13 protein-coding genes are annotated in these 18,325 nt (G+C 61.0%); all 13 read left to right on the forward strand.

Annotated elements, in window-relative coordinates; all coding sequences use genetic code 11:
- Positions 1–28: 28 nt before the first annotated feature.
- The 13 genes from nifJ to GSVR_RS00285 all read left to right on the forward strand — a co-directional run bounded on the left by nifJ (position 29) and on the right by GSVR_RS00285 (position 18,133).
- Positions 29–3,598 (forward strand): pyruvate:ferredoxin (flavodoxin) oxidoreductase, encoded by a 3,570-nt coding sequence (gene nifJ, locus GSVR_RS00225; protein WP_173198006.1) that lies wholly within the window; start codon positions 29–31, stop codon positions 3,596–3,598.
- 124 nt (positions 3,599–3,722) lie between these two features.
- The gene (locus GSVR_RS00230; RefSeq protein ID WP_173198008.1) at positions 3,723–4,592 is read left to right on the forward strand and encodes an SDR family oxidoreductase; all 870 of its coding nucleotides are present in this window, start codon (positions 3,723–3,725) and stop codon (positions 4,590–4,592) included.
- A complete protein-coding gene (locus tag GSVR_RS00235) occupies positions 4,585–5,250 on the forward strand; it encodes an endonuclease III domain-containing protein (protein WP_173198009.1) in 666 nt (221 codons plus the stop codon). The genes GSVR_RS00230 and GSVR_RS00235 overlap by 8 nt, the downstream gene beginning before the upstream one ends.
- 226 nt (positions 5,251–5,476) lie before the next feature.
- Positions 5,477–5,965, forward strand: coding sequence for a 2-amino-4-hydroxy-6-hydroxymethyldihydropteridine diphosphokinase (gene folK, locus GSVR_RS00240; protein ID WP_173198011.1), 489 nt, complete (start codon positions 5,477–5,479; stop codon positions 5,963–5,965).
- Between the two features lie 15 nt (positions 5,966–5,980).
- Positions 5,981–6,241, forward strand: a complete 261-nt coding sequence (locus tag GSVR_RS00245) for a transcriptional regulator (RefSeq protein ID WP_239077415.1) — start codon at positions 5,981–5,983, stop codon at positions 6,239–6,241.
- A gap of 21 nt (positions 6,242–6,262) precedes the next feature.
- Positions 6,263–6,907 carry a fructose-6-phosphate aldolase gene (fsa, locus tag GSVR_RS00250; RefSeq protein WP_173198013.1) on the forward strand — a complete coding sequence of 215 codons (645 nt, stop codon included), beginning with the start codon at positions 6,263–6,265 and terminating at the stop codon, positions 6,905–6,907.
- 276 nt (positions 6,908–7,183) lie between these two features.
- A complete protein-coding gene (locus tag GSVR_RS00255; protein WP_173198021.1) occupies positions 7,184–8,773 on the forward strand; it encodes a bacteriohemerythrin in 1,590 nt (529 codons plus the stop codon).
- A gap of 308 nt (positions 8,774–9,081) precedes the next feature.
- The gene (locus GSVR_RS00260) at positions 9,082–10,602 is read left to right on the forward strand and encodes a glycogen synthase (RefSeq protein WP_173198023.1); all 1,521 of its coding nucleotides are present in this window, start codon (positions 9,082–9,084) and stop codon (positions 10,600–10,602) included.
- Between the two features lie 71 nt (positions 10,603–10,673).
- Positions 10,674–11,543, forward strand: coding sequence for a methylenetetrahydrofolate reductase [NAD(P)H] (gene metF, locus GSVR_RS00265; RefSeq protein WP_173198025.1), 870 nt, complete (start codon positions 10,674–10,676; stop codon positions 11,541–11,543).
- Positions 11,540–15,004, forward strand: coding sequence for a methionine synthase (metH, locus tag GSVR_RS00270; protein WP_173198027.1), 3,465 nt, complete (start codon positions 11,540–11,542; stop codon positions 15,002–15,004). The genes metF and metH overlap by 4 nt, the downstream gene beginning before the upstream one ends.
- On the forward strand, positions 15,004–16,425 hold the full coding sequence (locus GSVR_RS00275; RefSeq protein WP_173198028.1) for a UbiD family decarboxylase: 1,422 nt from the start codon (positions 15,004–15,006) through the stop codon (positions 16,423–16,425). The genes metH and GSVR_RS00275 overlap by 1 nt, the downstream gene beginning before the upstream one ends.
- Positions 16,426–16,670: 245 nt before the next feature.
- Positions 16,671–17,525, forward strand: a complete 855-nt coding sequence (locus GSVR_RS00280; RefSeq protein ID WP_239077416.1) for a 4-hydroxybenzoate octaprenyltransferase — start codon at positions 16,671–16,673, stop codon at positions 17,523–17,525.
- Positions 17,526–17,527: 2 nt separating this feature from the next.
- On the forward strand, positions 17,528–18,133 hold the full coding sequence (locus tag GSVR_RS00285; protein ID WP_173198030.1) for a UbiX family flavin prenyltransferase: 606 nt from the start codon (positions 17,528–17,530) through the stop codon (positions 18,131–18,133).
- Positions 18,134–18,325 lie beyond the last annotated feature (192 nt).

Below are 18,325 nucleotides of genomic sequence, written 5' to 3' on the forward strand. Positions count from 1 at the left end.
TCAGGATTAACTCACACAGGAGGAGAGCATGAGCAGAAAAATGGTAACCATCGACGGCAATACCGCCGCCGCCCACGTGGCCCACGCCACCAACGAGGTCATTGCCATCTACCCCATTACTCCGTCGTCGGTCATGGGTGAGATCTCCGATGCCAAGAGTGCGGCCGGCGAGAAGAACATCTGGGGAACGATTCCGCTGGTATCGGAGCTGCAGTCCGAAGGGGGAGCTGCCGGCACCGTCCATGGCGCCCTGCAGGCCGGAGCCCTGACCACTACCTTCACCGCCAGTCAAGGTCTGCTGCTGATGATCCCCAATATGTACAAAATAGCCGGCGAGCTGACCTCAACGGTCTTTCATGTCTCTGCCCGTGCAATCTCCGCAGCCGCCCTGAATATCTTCGGCGATCATTCCGACGTCATGTCCTGCCGTTCTACCGGCTGGGCCATGTTCTGCTCCAACAACGTCCAGGAAGTCATGGACTTCGCCCTGATCGCCCAGGCAGCTACCCTGCGGTCGCGGGTGCCCTTCCTGCACTTCTTCGACGGCTTCCGCACCTCCCACGAGGTTCAGAAGGTCGAGGAACTGTCCTTTGACGACATGCGCGCCATGATCAGCGACGAGCTGGTCAACGCCCACCGCCTGCGCAGCCTCTCCCCCGATCGTCCCGTCATGCGCGGCACCGCCCAGAACCCGGACGTTTATTTCCAGGGCCGCGAAACCGTCAACCAGTTCTACGAACCCTGCATCAAGATCGTCCAGGAAGAAATGGACAAATTCGGTAAACTCACCGGCCGCAAATACAAACTGGTCGACTATGCCGGCGCCAAAGACGCCGAACGGGTTGTCGTGGTCATGGGTTCCGCCGCCGACACTGTCCAGGAAACGGTCAACAGCCTGGTTAAAAAGGGCGAAAAGGTCGGCGTCGTCAAGGTCCACCTGTACCGTCCGTTCCCGCTGGACGCCTTCATCAAGGCCCTGCCGAAAACCGTCAAGAGCATCGCCGTTCTCGACCGCACCAAGGAGCCCGGCTCACTGGGCGAGCCGCTCTATCTTGACGTCCGCACGGCCATCGGCGAAGCCATGGCTAACGGCAAGTGCAGTTTCAAAGGGTACCCGACCATCGTCGGTGGCCGCTACGGCCTGGGTTCCAAGGAATTCACCCCGGCTATGGCCAAATCGGTATTGGACAACCTGAAAAAAGCCAAACCGAAAAACCACTTCGTTATCGGCATCAAAGAAGATGTCACCAACTGCAGCCTGGACTATGCCCCGTCTTTCCGCAACGCCATGGACGGCACCTACGAAGCCATGTTCTACGGTCTCGGTTCCGATGGCACCGTCGGCGCCAACAAGAATACGATCAAGATTATCGGTGAAACCACCAAGAACTTTGCCCAGGCCTATTTCGTCTACGACTCCAAGAAAGCCGGCACCATCACGATATCGCACCTGCGTTTCGGGAAAAAGGCCATCAACGCCCCCTACCTGATCGATCACGCCGACTTCATCGCCTGTCACAACTTCTCCTTCCTGGAAAAGTACGACATGGTCAGCAAAGCCAAGCCGGGCGGCACCTTTCTGCTCTGTTCCCCCTTCGAGCACAATGAGGTCTGGGACAAGATGCCCAAGGAAGTCCAGCAGCAGATCATCGACAAGAAACTCAAATTTTATGTGATCAACGCGATCAAGCTGGGTGAAGAGCTTGGGCTGGGCGCCCGCATCAACGTCATCATGCAGACAGCCTTCTTCAAGATCTCCAACATCATCCCGCTGGCCACCGCACTGAAAGAGATCAAAGGTGCCATCAAGAAGAGCTACGGCAAATCGGGTGACAAGGTTGTCGCCATGAACAACGCCGCCGTCGACGAAGCCCTTAAGAACATTCACGAAGTTAAAGTCCCGGCCAAAGCCACCAGCAAGCTCAAGATGCCGCCGGCCGTCGCCAAGACCGCGCCCAAATTCGTGCAGAATGTTACTGGCCGCATCATCGCCGGCTTCGGCGACGAACTGCCCGTATCCCTGATGCCGGCCGATGGTACCTTCCCGACCGCCACCTCCCAGTACGAGAAGCGCAACATCGCCGTTGACATTCCGGTCTGGGACGAACAGCTCTGCATCCAGTGCGGCATCTGCTCCTTCGTCTGTCCGCACGCCACCATTCGCATGAAGGCCTATGACGGCAAATTGCTGAAAGGCGCACCCAAGACCTTCAAATCCACCGACTGCAAACTGCCCGAATTCAAGGGGATGAAATACACCCTCCAGGTTGCACCCGAGGATTGCACTGGCTGTGGCGCCTGTGTTCACAACTGCCCGGCCAAGAGCAAGGAAGACCCCAATCACAAAGCCATCAACATGCAGTTCCAGCCGCCGCTCAGGGCTGCGGAAGCAGCCAACTACGACTTCTTCCTGGCACTGCCCGACATGGACCCGGCTAAGCTCAAACTGGACACCCTGCGCGGCAGCCAGTTGGTCCGTCCGACCTTCGAATACTCCGGCGCCTGTGCCGGTTGTGGCGAGACACCGTACCTGAAGCTGCTCTCCCAGTTGTTCGGCGATCGGGCCATGATCGCCAACGCCACCGGCTGCACCTCGATCTATGGCGGCAACCTGCCCACAACCCCGTGGGCCAAGCGGGCCGACGGCCGTGGACCGGCCTGGTCCAACTCCCTGTTCGAAGACAACGCCGAATTCGGTTTCGGTATGCGTCTGGCCGTGGACAAGTTCACCGAATCGGCCCGTGAACTGGCAGCAGAACTTGCCGGCGGCAAAGGGGCCAAAGCCCTCCAGTCACTCTTGAAAGAAATCCTGGTCGCTGATCAGTCCGACCAAGCCGGTATCGAAAAACAGCGCGAACGGATTGCAGACCTCAAGAAAACCCTCAAGACAAGCAAAGACAAGACCGCCATACAGCTGCTGCCACTGGCCGACTACCTGGTCAAGAAATCGGTCTGGTGCGTGGGGGGCGACGGCTGGGCCTATGACATCGGCTATGGCGGTCTGGATCACGTGATCGCCTCCGGCAAAAACGTCAACCTGCTGGTTCTCGACACGGAGGTTTACTCCAACACCGGCGGCCAGGCCTCTAAAGCCACACCGACCGGTGCCGTGGCACAGTTCGCCGCGGGGGGCAAGGCCATGGCCAAGAAGGATCTGGGCATGATGGCCATGGCGTATGGCAATGTCTATGTGGCCAACGTGTCTCTGGCCAACCCGGGACAGGTTGTCAAGGCCTTCATCGAGGCCGAAGCCTATGACGGACCATCCATCATCATCGCATACTCGCATTGTATCGCCCACGGCATCAACATGACCAAGGGTGTGGACGAAAACAAGAAGGCGGTTGCTTCCGGTTACTGGCCGCTGTACCGCTATAATCCGGCCCTGGCTGCCGAAGGCAAAAACCCGCTGCAGATGGACAGCAAGGCCCCGAGCTGTTCGTTCGAGGAGTACGCTTACGGAGAGAACCGCTACAGGGTGCTGCAGAAGGCCAACCCCGAGGCAGCGGCCGTACTGATGAAAAAGGCAACCGCCTGGACTGCAAGCCGTTTCGAGTATTACGAAAAACTGGCGGCGCTCACGTTCGAGAAGAAGTAGATAGTAGATCCATAGGTATAATCAGGGCTTCGCGGCAATGCCGCGAAGCCCTTTTTTACATTTTCTCTGGACCACGGTAAAATGGGATTTCGCTGGATTGATTCATAGAAATCAGGAGGAGAGAATGAAGCGAGTGTTCATAGCCGGCTGCGGCTACATCGGCGTTCGTGTTGCCCGACTGGCTCGTCAGGCCGGTGCGGAGGTATCCTGCATGGTCAGGTCAGACGAGCGTGGTGCCCAGCTTGAAGCAGAGCGCTACAGCACTGTTGTCTGCACACTAGACGACCCGGAACGGATTCCGGAACCGCGTGTGGCAGAGAGTGTACTCTTCTACTTTATCCCTCCTCCGGGGGGCGGTGCCACCGACCCGCGTGCGCGCAACTTCTGTGCCGCGCTGAGCAGATCAGCGCCGCCGTCCCAGATCATTTACATGAGTGCAACCTCGGTCTATGCCGCCACGGATGGATCAGTGGTAACCGAGCAATCGCCGGCCATCCCGGCCACGGCCATGGGCAAGCGCCGCCTGGATGCGGAAAATGCCTTCCGTGAATACGGAGCATCGGCCGGTGTGCCGGTGGTTGTCCTGCGGGTCAGCGGCATCTATGGGCCGGGAAGGCTGCCGCTGATGCAGATCCGCCAGGGGCACCCCCTACTGAAAGAAGAGGAATCCGGTCCCAGTAACCGCATCCATGCCGATGACTTGGCCCGGGTCTGTCTGGCAGCGGCCGAGAAGGGGTGTGACGGCGAGACTTTTAATGTCAGCGATGGGCATCCCAGCAGCATGACGAGCTATTTCAACGCCGTGGCGACTGCGTTGGGGGAACCGCTCCAACCCCAGGTGACCATGGAGGAGGCCCGGAGGGTGATGTCTCCATTGATGCTGTCGTATGTGAGTGAAACGCGGGTGGTGGACAATACCCGCATGCTGGAGCGGCTGGGGGTTACTCTGCAGTACCCTACGCTGGCAGAGGGGCTGCGAACGATCCATGAATGACTTGGCCGATGATGCATTGCTCGATATTTTTGATCTGCTGGCCCGATACTACGGGCCGCTGGGTTGGTGGCCGGCTGAAACCCCTTTCGAAGTGTGCGTCGGTGCCATTCTGACGCAGAATACCGCCTGGACCAACGTGGAAAAGGCCATTGCCGCACTCAAGGGAGCGGATGCGTTGAGTGCGGCGGGGCTGCGCGAGATCGCTCCGGACGAGCTGGCGCTGCTGATCCGTCCGGCCGGGTTTTTCAACGTCAAGAGCCGGCGTGTGAAGAGTTTCGTCGATTGGCTCTTTGGCAGGTACGGAGGTTCGCTGGAGCGGATGTTCTGTAGCGACTGGCGCCTGCTGCGGGAGGAGCTGCTGGCCGTGGCCGGCATCGGCCCGGAGACCTGCGACGCAATCCTGCTGTATGCCGGCGGCAAGCCGACCTTTGTGGTGGATGCCTACACGCAGCGACTGTTCCATCGTCTGGGAATGCTTCAGCTGGGAAGCGACTATGATGCAACCCGCCGGTTGTTCATGGACAACCTCCCCGCCGAGCCTGTCCTGTTCAACGAGTATCACGCCCTGATCGTCGAACAGTGCAAACGGTTCTGCCGGAAAAAGCCGCGCTGCGCCGGTTGCCCGCTTGCGGGACGGTGCTGCTGTCGAATAAGTTGACTTGCTGGATAAAGATTTGTAATTTTTTCGACATATAATTAAATAGTTATAAAATAGTTGACTTGCCAGAATGACAACTGTTTGGTATAGTAAAGCCAGAAAAGGATTGCGGGGGTCATCACGATGACCCTCATCTGCCCTGGTAACTTTCCCTCCTAGTTGCCAGGGTGTTTTTTATTGTGCAGTGCGGTTGACGCCACCCTGCCGGTTGTGCTTTAATCTCACAGTGGAAACTGAAGCCTACATCGGCATCGGCTCGAACCTTGGGGACAGGGAGCTGAATCTGCTGCGGGGAGTGGCCGAGATCGGCAAGCTTCCTCTCAGCAGGGTAACCGGATTATCCCCCTTTTACGAGACCTCGCCAGTGGGCGTTACCGATCAACCCGCCTTCTACAATGCAGTCCTGTCCCTTGCCACCGCACTTACTCCACCTGAACTGCTGAGCGGACTACAACGGATCGAGAACGAGGTTTTCAACCGCACGCGGGAACACCGCTGGGGACCGCGGAATATCGATCTGGACCTGCTGCTGTACGGCAGCGAGGTGATTGACAGCGAGGAACTGACCATCCCCCATCCGCGCATGGCGGAGCGGCGTTTCGTGCTTCAGCCCCTGTGCGTGCTGGCGCCCGGCCTGATACATCCGGTGCTGGGGCGAAGTATGGTCGAACTGCTCGCCATGCTCAGCTCTGTGGAAACTGTGGTGGAAATCTGAAGACGAGGATGGTTCATGATCAGACTGCTCTTTTGGTGCCTGCTCATCTATATCGGTTACCGGATCATTGTCTCGCTGGCCAAGGGAAAGGAACTCCGGTCCGGCAGGTCTCGTGAGAGGGAGCAGGCCACCGTTACCCATCGCGATCCGGTCTGCGGAGTTTATATATCCGAGGAGGATGCGGTCATCGGCAGGCTCGGCGACGAGCGCCACTATTTCTGCTCCCGCACCTGTCTCGAAAAGTTCCAGGAACAGCTCGGCCACCCATCGGCATAAACACAACCAACGGAGGAATACATGAAGTTTTTCATCGACACAGCGGATGTTAACGAGATTCGCCAGGCACACGAACTGGGACTGGTGGACGGCGTTACCACCAATCCTTCCCTGATCGCAAAATCGGGCCGTAAATTCGAGGATGTCATCAAGGAGATCGTTTCGATCGTGGATGGGCCGATATCGGCAGAAGTGGTTGCCCTGGATGCCCCGGGCATGCTGCAGGAAGCCAAGGAGCTGGTCAAGATCCACGAGAATATCGTGGTCAAGGTGCCCATGACCCCCGAGGGGCTCAAGGCCACCCGCGCCCTGACCGACCTGGGCATCAAGACCAACGTGACCCTGATCTTCACGCCGATGCAGGCCCTGCTGGCCGCCAAGGCGGGTGCCACATACGTTTCTCCCTTTGTGGGCCGGCTGGATGACATTTCGCAGGACGGCATGGGCATCATCGAGGAGATCCGCACCATTTTCGACAACTACGGCTATACCAGCGAGATCATCGTGGCCAGTGTGCGCAACCCCGTACATGTGCTAAACTCCGCTCTGATCGGCGCCGACGTGGCCACCATCCCATACTCGGTCATGCTTCAGCTGTCAAAACACCCCTTGACCGATGCCGGCATCAAGAAATTTCTGGATGACTGGCAGAGCGTGCCGAAGTAATAGTAATCCTGGACTGAAACCACAAGCCGTCAACTTTTCGCGAGTTGGCGGCTTTTTTTGTAAGGTGCCTCTATAAACGGCCGGCGAAACGGACCGTACCCACGCCGGCATAGGCAAAAACAGCGACTATATTTTCCTACTATTGACCAGCAGCCCGATCATCGCATATTCTCGTGTGGCACCTTTACCATCCAATTCCATGCGGCGGTGCATTTTTCCGCATGCTCGTCGGCCTGCCGGCATGCCTCGACCCCCGATGTGCACTGGAGGTATCACATGTTAGAACATCAGGAATTTGCGGAAGTCAGTAGATTTGTTCTGGAACTCACCGCCATGGACGATTCCGACAATGATCTAGACAGCCTGCTGGCGCGCCTGCTGGAGGTGCTGCAAAAGCAGCCGGCACTATGCATCCAGCCAAAAGGGGTTGTCCGACTGTACAATCCCCGCGGCGCAATGATTTCCGTTGCACAGCACGGCCTTCACCCGATCTGGCTCGATCCCGCGGCTGATGCCCGGCTGGCCAGAGTCCCCCAGACCTTGAGCACCTCGGTTTTTACCGCACCGCTTGAAGCGCGGGACAGGGTAATCGTGCTGCCGCTCGTCAACGAGGAGCACCAGCTCGGTCAGGCAGTAATTTTTATCGAGCCGGAGTGGGAACCCTCAGAAACGGAAATCGCCTTTATGGCCAAGCTGGCCCGGGCGCTTTCGACACTGGTGGGCCGCTGCGTGGTTAACGAGACTCTGAAAGTACGCGAGTTCGAGCTTGAAGAGATGCGGGCTCAGACCATCCGGAGTCTGGGAGAGGCTGCCGAATGCCGCGATCACGAAGTCGGAATGCATGTCATGCGCATGTCGAATTTCTCCGTTGTGATTGCCAAGGCATACGGGCTGTCCGATGAACAACGCGAGCTGCTGTACATCACGGCACCGCTGCACGATGTCGGCAAGATCGGCATTGCCGACGGCATTCTCCTGAAACCGGACAGGCTGACCGAGCACGAATTCGATATCATGAAGACCCATACCGAAATCGGAGAACGGTTGCTGCGCGGCTCGGATACTCTCATCATAGCAGCACGGGAGATCGCTTCCTCCCACCACGAAAACTGGGACGGTAGCGGCTATCCGCGGGGGCTGCGGGGTGACGAAATTCCTGTTCTGGCCCGCATATGCGCCGTTGCCGATGTTTTTGACGCACTGATCTCGGCCAGGCCTTACAAGGAGGCGTGGTCGCTTGAGGACGCCACGGCCTGGATCATCGGTCAGGCGGGCAGGAAATTCGACCCGGCCGTGGTCAGGGCCTTTGAAGCCGCATTGCCGGAAATCGTGCGCATCCGTGAACTCTATCGGGAAGATATCATCAACCCGAACCAGATTGTGAACCTGACGGGACTGGTCCATCGGGACACCAGGTGGATCAGCTGGGATGAATCGCTGAGCGTCGGCATCGATGTGATCGACGAGCATCATCGCTACCTGTTCGACCTGGCCAATGATCTGATTGACATCGTAGCCAGAAAACGGGGGGCACGGGAAGTGGGTCGGGTGCTCAAGGCTCTCGGACAGTATGCCCAGGTGCATTTCCATGCCGAGGAGCGGATGATGGAACATTACGGTTGCCAGTGGCTGAACCGGCAAAGGGGTCAGCATCGGCAGTTTACCGAAAAGCTGCAGGAGTTTTCCGACGAGCTCCACGATAATCCGTTGGTTGCCCAGTTCGAGGTGATGGCCTACCTGCGGGGCTGGCTGGCCGGGCATATCAGGCACGAGGATGCCCATTTCAAGGAGCTGGTGACCCACTACGGCTGCAGGGAAAATGAAATGGCCGCCACGGCCGGTCCGGCTGCCGGCGATAATCGGTAAACGCCCCTGCAGGGCCATCAGCCATAAAAGAAAGAACCACTCTCCCAGGACTTCGACAGCATCCCCACCCGGGCCGATCTCCACGGCAGCGCCGGAGCAGGTCCCCAATCCGCACTCATCACACGGGACGCCGCACCCGAGCCGTGTTCTCCTGCCCATCCGTTGCAGCCGCCCGTTGTTCATTCATGGTCAGCGTGGCCGGTGTTTTAGCGTTGGATTTTCACATCAGCTTGTTATAATTTATCATTTGTCTCTCAGAACGGATGTCATCCCTGCCGGCCGGTGATCCTGCGGCCGTTGGAGCATATATGAAGAAGTCTCACGAATCTCTCTCCATCCTGTTTACCGCTGCCGAGGCCGCCCCCTTTGCCAAGGAGGGGGGGCTGGGGGACGTGGTAGGTGCCCTGCCCAAATACCTGGCTGCCATGGGGCATGATGTGCGGGTGGTGATACCGCGCTACTACGGCATTGACCGCGACAAGTTCCAGCTGCGTCTGCTGCCCGGCGTGCTGGTGGTGCCGATGGGCATCATCGGATACCAGTACTGCGGTGTCTATGAGGGGCGTCTGCCCGGCAGCGACGTTCCGATCTACTTCCTGGAGCACGAAGGCTACTATGGCCGGGCCGGCCTGTACCAGCAGGACGGCCGCGGCTATATGGACAATGACAACCGTTTCGTGTTTCTTTCCAAAGCGTCACTGGAGCTGTGCAAGATGCTCCGCTTCACGCCGGACGTGGTGCATGCGCACGACTGGCACACCGCTGCCGCTGCATTCCTGCTCAACACATCCTACCGGCACGACCGCTTCGTGGGCGAGGCGGGTTCGCTTCTGAGCCTGCACAACATGCAGCACCAGGGTAATTTCTATCCGGGGCTGATGGAGGTACTGGGTATCGGCTGGAAGCACTTCAACTATCTGGAGCTGGAAAAGGACGACCAGGTCAACCTGCTCAAGGGGGGCATATACCACGCCACCTTGCTGAATACGGTCAGCCAGGGCTATGCCGCCGAAATTCAGACGCCGGAGCATGGCTGGGGGCTGGAAGGGGTATTGGCGGAGCGCAGGGCCGACCTGTTCGGGATTCTGAACGGCGTCGACTATCAGGAGTGGAATCCGGAAAGCGATCCCTTCATTGCCGCCACCTACTCGGCGCGTACCGTAAAAGCGGGCAAAGCCGCCTGCAAGCGCGACCTGCAGGCAATCATGGGATTGCCCCAGCGGGCAGACGTGCCGCTTCTGGGAGTGGTGTCCCGCATGGTCAGGCAGAAGGGGACCGATATCCTGGCCGAGGCGATCCACCGTATCCTGGAGATGGACGTACAGTTCGTGGTGGTGGGTAATGGCGAGCCTTGGGCCCACTTCTATTTCGGCGATATCGCCGCCATGTACCCCGAAAAATTCGCCTGTTTCATCGGATACGACGAATCCCTGGCTCACAAGGTCGAAGCCGGGGCCGATTTTTTCGTGATGCCTTCCGCCTTCGAGCCGTGCGGCCTGAACCAGATGTACAGCCTGGCCTACGGCACCCCTCCCATCGTGCGTGCGACCGGCGGACTGGAGGACAGCGTGCAGAACTTCGACGAAACGCGCCTAGCCGGCACCGGCTTCAAGTTCCGGCACCACAGCGCCGCCGCACTCTTCGATACGGTCGGCTGGGCGGTCTACACCTACTACAACAATCCCAAAGGGTTGGCTGCCCTGATAAAGAACGGCATGGCGCAACGCTTCACCTGGGAGGATGCCGCCTCCCGGTACGAAGAGCTCTACCGGTTGGCCATACGCCGCCGGAGAGGTGAAGAGTATTACCGCAACCGCTTCGGCGGCTAGCTGGGCGAATCACCCCGGGACTGGGCCACGCAGTTTCCGGTTATCCTAACGCTGTCTGAAAACGAGATCAGATGAGAATCATTGATACGATCGTACCGAACCGCCCGTTTTTTTCGCTGGAATTTTTTCCCCCCAAGGAGAAGGCCGAGTGGCCGGCATTTTTTCAAGCCGTGGAGCGCCTGGCGGGCCTTGGGCCGCTGTTCGCCTCCGTGACCTACGGCGCCGGAGGAAGCACCCGGGACGATACCCTGGAGATCGTAACGCGGCTGCAGCGCGATCATGGTCTGGAGACCATGGCCCATCTCACCTGTATCGGTGCTTACCGGGGGGCACTGCTGAAGTTCCTGGATGCCCTGGCCGCGGCCGGCGTTACCAATATCCTGGCCCTGCGGGGCGATCCTCCCAAGGAAGTCCCCCCGCTGTTTTCGGCCTGCGGCACGCTGCGATATGCCTCGGACCTGGTGGCCTTTATCAGTAAAGCACATCCCGGCCTGGGGCTGGCGGTGGCCGGATACCCCGAACCACATCCCGAGGCGGAAAGCGCCGAATCCGATCTGTCCCATCTCAAACTGAAACTGGACAACGGCGGAGATTTCGCCATCACCCAGCTCTTTTTCGACAATCGGCTCTACTTCGATTTCGTCGCCCGGGCCCGGGCCCGGGGTATTACCAAGCCGATCGTCCCCGGCATCCTGCCGGTGGTCAGCCTCAAGGTAATCAAGCGGATCGTTTCCCTGTGCGGCGCCTATATCCCCCCCGCATTCCTGGCCGAACTGGAGGAGGCCGATGCACGGGGCGGTGCGGCTGCGGTGCAGCAGGCGGGTATCGCCCACGCACGGCGCCAGGTACGGGAGCTGCTGGCCGACGGCGTGCCGGGCGTCCATCTTTACACGCTGAATCGGGCCGAAGCGGTCCTGGAATTGACGGAGGGGCTGTTATGAACAACGACATTCTGAACGCGCTGTCCCGGCGCATTCTGGTCATCGACGGTGCCATGGGCACCCAGCTCCAGGCGCGGGAGCTGACGGCCGCAGACTTTGGTGGCCCCGACTACGAGGGATGCAATGAACACCTGGTGCTGACCCGCCCCGATGTGATCGAGGAGGTGCATCGGGACTATCTGGCCGCCGGGGCCGATATCATCGAAACCGACTCCTTTGGCGCCACCTCCATCGTGCTGGCCGAGTACGGCCTGGAGGCCAAGGTCCACGAGATCAACCGCCGGGCCGCGGAAATCGCCCGCACCGCCTGCGACTCTTTTGCCACGCCGGAGCGGCCCCGCTGGGTGGCTGGCTCCATGGGCCCCACTACGCGCACCATCTCGGTTACCGGCGGCGTCACGTTCGACCAGTTGGCGCAGGCTTTCCGGGAACAGGCCCTGGGGCTTCTGGCAGGCGGCGTGGACCTGCTGCTTCTGGAAACGGCCCAGGACACCCTGAATCTCAAGGCAGCAGCCGAGGGAATCCGCCTGGCCTTTGACGAGGCCGGACAACGGGTGCCGCTGATGATATCCGGCACCATCGAAGCCACCGGCACCATGCTGGCCGGACAGGGGGTGGAGGCGCTTTACGCCAGCGTCGCCCATCTGGAGGACAGCCTGGGGCTGATCAGCATCGGCCTGAACTGCGCCACCGGACCGGAGTTCATGACCGACCACCTGCGGACCCTGTCGGCCGCGGCCGCCTGTTGCGTCTCGGTCTATCCCAATGCCGGGTTGCCGGACGAGAATGGCTGCTATGCCGAATCGCCCGAATCCCTGGCCGCTAAACTGGCCCGCTTCGTGGAGCAGGGATGGATCAACATAGTTGGTGGCTGCTGCGGCACCACCCCGGCCCATATTGCCGCCATTGCCGCTCTGGTGGCGGGCAGGCCGCCCCGCCGCCGGCCCGGATCGCATCGCCGGGTAGTGAGCGGCATCGAGCCGCTGTTCGTGGAGGATGAGAACCGCCCGATCCTGGTGGGGGAACGGACCAACGTGATCGGCTCGCGCAAATTCAAAAACCTGATCATCGACGGGAAGTTCGAGGAGGCGGGCGAGATCGCCCGTGCCCAGGTGCGGAGCGGAGCCCAGGTGATCGACGTGTGCGTGGCCAACCCGGACCGGGACGAGGCGGCCGACATGGAGCAGCTGCTGGAGTTCCTGCCCCGCAAGGTGCGGGTGCCGTTCATGATCGACAGCACCGATGCAGCGGTGATGGAGCTGGCGCTTACGCGGCTCCAGGGCAAGTGTCTGCTTAACTCGGTCAACCTGGAGGACGGGGAGGAGCGCTTCGCCCGCGTGGCGCCGCTGGTGCGCCGCTTCGGCGGGGCTCTGGTGGTGGGGTGCATCGATGAGGACCGGCAGCAGGGCATGGCAGTGACCAGGAGCCGCAAACTGGAGATCGCCCGGCGCTCCTTTGACCTGCTGACCGGAAGATACGGCCTGCGGCCCGAAGATTTGGTCTTTGATCCGCTGGTCTTTCCGGTGGGGAGCGGTGATGAGAATTACATCGGCTCGGCCGTGGAAACCATCGAGGGGGTACGGCTCATCGCCGAAGCGTTCCCCCGCAGCGCCACCATTCTGGGGATTTCCAACGTCTCCTTCGGCCTGCCCGCTGCCGGGCGTGAGGTGTTAAATGCGGTCTTTCTCCATCATTGCGTCAAGGCTGGCCTGAGTTATGCCATCGTCAACGCCGAAAAGCTGGAACGCTACGCCTCGCTGGCCGAGGAGGAACGGCACCTGGCCGAGGACCTGATCTTCTGGCGGGGAAGCGACCCGGTGGCCGCCTTTGCCGCCGCCTTCCGGGACAAGAAGCCCGTTTCCCACGCTCCAGCGGCCGAGCTCCCCTTGGATGAGCGCCTGCCGCTGTACATCATCGAGGGGAGCAAGGAGGGATTGACCGCCGACCTGGATGCGGCCCTGGCCCGAGGTGATCGGCCCCTGGATATCATCAACGGCCAGCTCATGGCCGGCATGGCGGAAGTGGGAAGGCTGTTCAACGACAATCAGTTGATCGTGGCGGAAGTACTCCAGTCTGCCGAGGCCATGAAGGCGGCCGTGGCGCACCTGGAGCCGCATTTGGAAAAAAGTGAGACCGCCACCAAGGGCACGCTGCTGCTGGCCACGGTCAAGGGGGATGTGCACGATATCGGCAAGAACCTGGTGGAGATCATCCTGTCCAACAACGGTTTCAAGGTGGTCAACCTGGGCATCAAGGTGCCGCCGGAGGAGCTGATCGCAGCAGCCCGCCGCGAACATCCCGATTTTATCGGCCTCTCCGGCCTGCTGGTGAAGAGCGCCCAGCAGATGACAGTAACGGCCGCTGATCTGCGCGCCGCCGGCGTCGACGCGCCGCTCCTGGTCGGGGGAGCGGCCCTGTCTCGGGCCTTCAGCGATACGCGCATTGCCCCTGAATACGGCGGTCCGGTGCTGTATGCCAAGGATGCCATGGATGGCCTGGCCATTGCCAACCAACTGGCCGATCCGGCGCAACGGACCGGTTTGCTGCACGACCTGGCCGAGCGTCAGGAAAAGGCCCGCGGCGCAGCTTCGACCCGGGCGGCGAACCGGCAACCGGCCGATAGCAGCGGGGGGCGCTCCGCTGTCCGCCCTGATGCACCGATCCCGGCTGCGCCGGATTACGAACCGCACCTGCTGCGGGATATCCCCCTGGCAGAGGTGGTCCCGTACCTGAACCGGCAAATGCTGTATACCAAACATCTGGGACTGTCCGGAGTGGTGGAGCGGCTGCTGACCGAGGGGGACGACAAGGCGCTCAAGCTGCACCGGGCCGTGGAGGATCTGCTGGCCCGCGCCGAGGGTGAAGGGTGGATCAGACCCCAGGCCCTGTACCGTTATTTCCCGGCCAACGGAGCCGGCAGCGAACTGATCCTGTTCGCCCCCGATGGCTCGGATCAGGAGGCGTTGCGTTTCGATTTTCCCCGCCAGGCAGCGGGGGAAAGGCTCTGCCTGGCTGATTTCGCTCGCCCCTTCGAGGGGGGAGAGCGAGACAATGTGGCCCTGTTCGTGGTCACCTGCGGACTGGGGGTGCGGGAGAGGGCCGAAACCTTGAAGCACCAGGGTGAGTTCCTGCAATCCCACCTGCTGCAGGCCCTGGCCCTGGAACTGGCCGAGGCCACGGCCGAATACCTGCACCGGCGCATCCGTACCGGCTGGGGCATCGTGGACGACCCCTCGCTGACCATGAAACAGATCTTCAATGCCGAGTACCGGGGAATCCGGGTCTCCTTCGGCTACCCGGCCTGCCCCGAATTGGCCGACCAGGAAAAACTTTTTGGCCTGCTCAAGCCGGAACGGATCGGGGTCCAGCTCACCGAGGGGGACATGATGGACCCGGAGGCCAGCGTTTCGGCCCTGGTATTCCACCATCCCGAGGGCAGATACTTCAGCGTTGCCGGGTGATGGCCCGCGCCTCCGGACAAGGGATTTCCCAGCCACCCCTGGACGATCTGCGCAACTTCGTCGGCCTGCTGGAATCCCGCAACGAGCTTGTCCGCATCCGGGTCGAGACCGATCCGCTGCTGGAAATCGCCGCCATCACCGACCGGATGTGCAAGCAACCCGGCGGCCACGCACTGCTGTTCGAACGCCCTTCCGGCTCCCTCTTCCCGGTGGCCACCAACCTGTTCGGTTCACGGCAGCGGGTGGAACTCGCTCTGGGGGGGGGCAGCCTGGAGCGGCTGACGGATCGGATGTCCAACCTGCTTTCCCAGATCCCGCAGCTGCACCTCCCCCATCTTGACGGCCAGATCTCGGTGCTGCCCGATTTTGCCCGTTACGCTCCGGTTGCCGGCGCTGCGGCGGATCTTGTTGCAATGGGTGAGCCCGATCTGGCGCGGTTTCCTTTTCTGCAGGTATGGCCGAATGATGGAGCCGCCAGTGGACATCCCCGCTACCTTACCCTGCCGCTGGTATTCAGTACCGACCCTGAGCACGGTACCCCGAATTGCGGCATGTACCGCTGCCAGGTGCGGGGGCACTCGGAACTGGCGATTCGCTGGAGCTCCGGCAGCGGTGCTGCCCGGCACCTGGAGGCCTTCCGGCGGCGGGGAAAGCGGATGCCGGTGGCCATATGCGTGGGGGGGCCGCCAGCCGTCATCTTCAGTGCCCTGATGCCTCTGCCGGGCCACCTGGACGAGATGACCTTTGCCGGCTTCCTGGCGGCAGAAGCCGTCAGCCTGAGTCCCTGCCGCACCGTTCCGCTCCGGGTGCCCGCGTCAGCCGAGCTCGTGATCGAAGGATTCATCGATCCGGAAGAGACGGTGACGGAAGGTCCCTATGGCAACCACACCGGCTGCTACTCCCCGGCCGGCCCGGCCCCACTCCTGCGCATCACCGCCATCAGCCACCGGCCCGGAGCCGTCATTCCGGCTACCGTGGTGGGTCCCCCCCCTATGGAGGACTGCTGGATGGCCAAGGCCTGGGAACGGGTGCTTGCAGCGTTTCTGCGGCGCCTTATTCCGGCTGTGTCCGACATCCATTTCCCGCTGGAATGGATCTTCCACCAGAGCGCCATCATTTCCCTTGTAAACCCGTTGCCCGGCATGGTAAGGGAGACAGCGGAGCAGCTGTGGGCCCTGCCCTGGTTCAACGCGGCGCGGATGCTGATCTTTACGGATGCTGAGGCAGGCCGCGAGGATTTCAGCGGTGCGGCTTGGCATAGCATCAACTTGGCCGAGTACAGCCGGGACCTGCTCCACGACGCCGACGGACGACGCTGGGCCCTGGACGCCACCGGTTGCAGGGAGGGCCGGTCACGGGTCGTGCCGGATGCCGTTGTCGCGGATCAGGTGACGCGGCGTTGGCGGGAGTATGGGTTTTAGAATTGTATCTGCCACGGAGCAACCGGAGCACAGAGAAATTCAAAAACATAGAACGCGGAAAAGGCGGTACAAACGGATCAAGACGGATTTTTTAGTTACATCCTGACGTTTCCGCCGTTGCCGCTTTTTCCGTGTGCCATGCCTTTCTCGCTGTTCCTCCGTGTCTCTGTGTCTCTGTGTCCGTGGTAGATGTCTCAATAGGAAAGGTTTTTTCCGGAATGACCGACACAACAATGGAACCGACTATGCTTCGCAAAATCACCATATTCCTGGAGATGATCAAGTTCTCCCACACTGTTTTCGCGTTGCCGTTCGCCCTGGCCGGAGGTCTGCTGGCGGCCGGCGGGCTGCCCACCGCGGGGAAGCTGCTATGGATCGTGCTGGCCATGGTCGGCGCCCGTACCGCTGCCATGGGCCTCAACCGTCTGATCGATGCCGAGATCGATGCCCGCAATCCCCGCACCGCAGGCCGCGCCATCCCGGCCGGCCTGATCGGCAAAGGCACGACCCTGCTTTTCATTGTCCTGTCACTGGCGCTCTTGCTGGTGTCGTCCGCCCGGCTTAATCCCCTCTGTCTGAAGCTCTCGCCGCTGGCAGTCTTCTTCCTGGTGCTGTACTCATACTGCAAGCGCTTCACCTCCCTGGCCCATGTGGTGCTGGGCATCTGTCTGGCTGCCGCGCCGATCGGCGCCTGGGTGGCCATCCGCGGCCGGATCGATGCCCCGGCCCTGATTCTGGGCGGTGCGGTGCTGTTCTGGGTAGCCGGTTTCGACATCCTGTACGCTCTGCAGGACTTGGAATTCGACCGCAATGCAGGACTGCATTCAATTCCGGTGGCGCTCGGTGTGGAAGGCTCCCTGTGGATGGCGCGCATCTTTCACCTGGTGATGCTGGCTCTGCTGTTGGGACTTTTCACGACACTGCGGCTGGGCGGTTTTTTCATGGCCGGTATCGTGGTGACGGCGGGCATGCTGCTGTACGAACACTGGCTGCTGAGGGACGGCAACCTGGACAGGCTGGATGCCGCCTTTTTCAACATGAACGGCTACATTAGCCTCGTGATGCTGGCAAGTACCGCGGCTGATGTCCTGGCGAGATAACCATGAAGCCGGAACGGATCTTTCTGGCCTTGACAGGCGCCTCCGGCACGGTGTACGGACTGCGCCTGGCCGAGGAACTGTGCCGCTGCGGATGCCGTCTGACAGTGACCGTCAGCGCCAGCGGCCTCTTGGTCTGCCGGGAGGAGACCGGACTGGATCTGTCCGGCGATCCGGTCAGTGCGGCAGAACGGCTCCAGGCCCACTTCGGCGTCGCGCAGCACGGGCTCCGGCTGGTGGCTTCCGACGATTTCTTCGTCGATGCAGCCAGCGGCTCGGCGGCACCCGATGCAATGATCGTCGCCCCATGCAGCATGGGCACCCTGGCCCGCATCGCCGGCGGCATCTCCGGAAACCTGATCGAGCGGGCCGCGGACGTGATGCTCAAGGAACGCCGCCCGCTGCTGCTGGTACCCCGGGAAACCCCGCTCAGTGAAATCCATCTTGAAAACATGCTCAAACTAGCCCGTGCCGGGGCTCGCATTATCCCGGCCATGCCGGCCTTCTACCATCAGCCGGAAACAGTCGATGACATGGTGAACTTCGTGGTGGGGAAGGTGTTGGAGCAACTCGGCCTGCAGCATGCGCTGTACAGGAGCTGGGAACGTTGACAGCGCGAATTGTCTGTGTTGTGCCGGGGCTCGGATCCGTCCCCCCTTCCGCTTCTCCCATAGCTTCTTCCCCGCTTCGACGCTGATTTCCTGACTGCCCGCTCAGTCGGACCCGACCGGCATCGTGGCGGTTGACACCTGCCCCATGCCGCGGTATACAAGGCCTCGCCCCATCACTTTATTGCGCGGAGG

The organism is Geobacter sp. SVR, assembly GCF_016865365.1.
Classification (GTDB): Bacteria; Desulfobacterota; Desulfuromonadia; order Geobacterales; family Pseudopelobacteraceae; genus Pelotalea.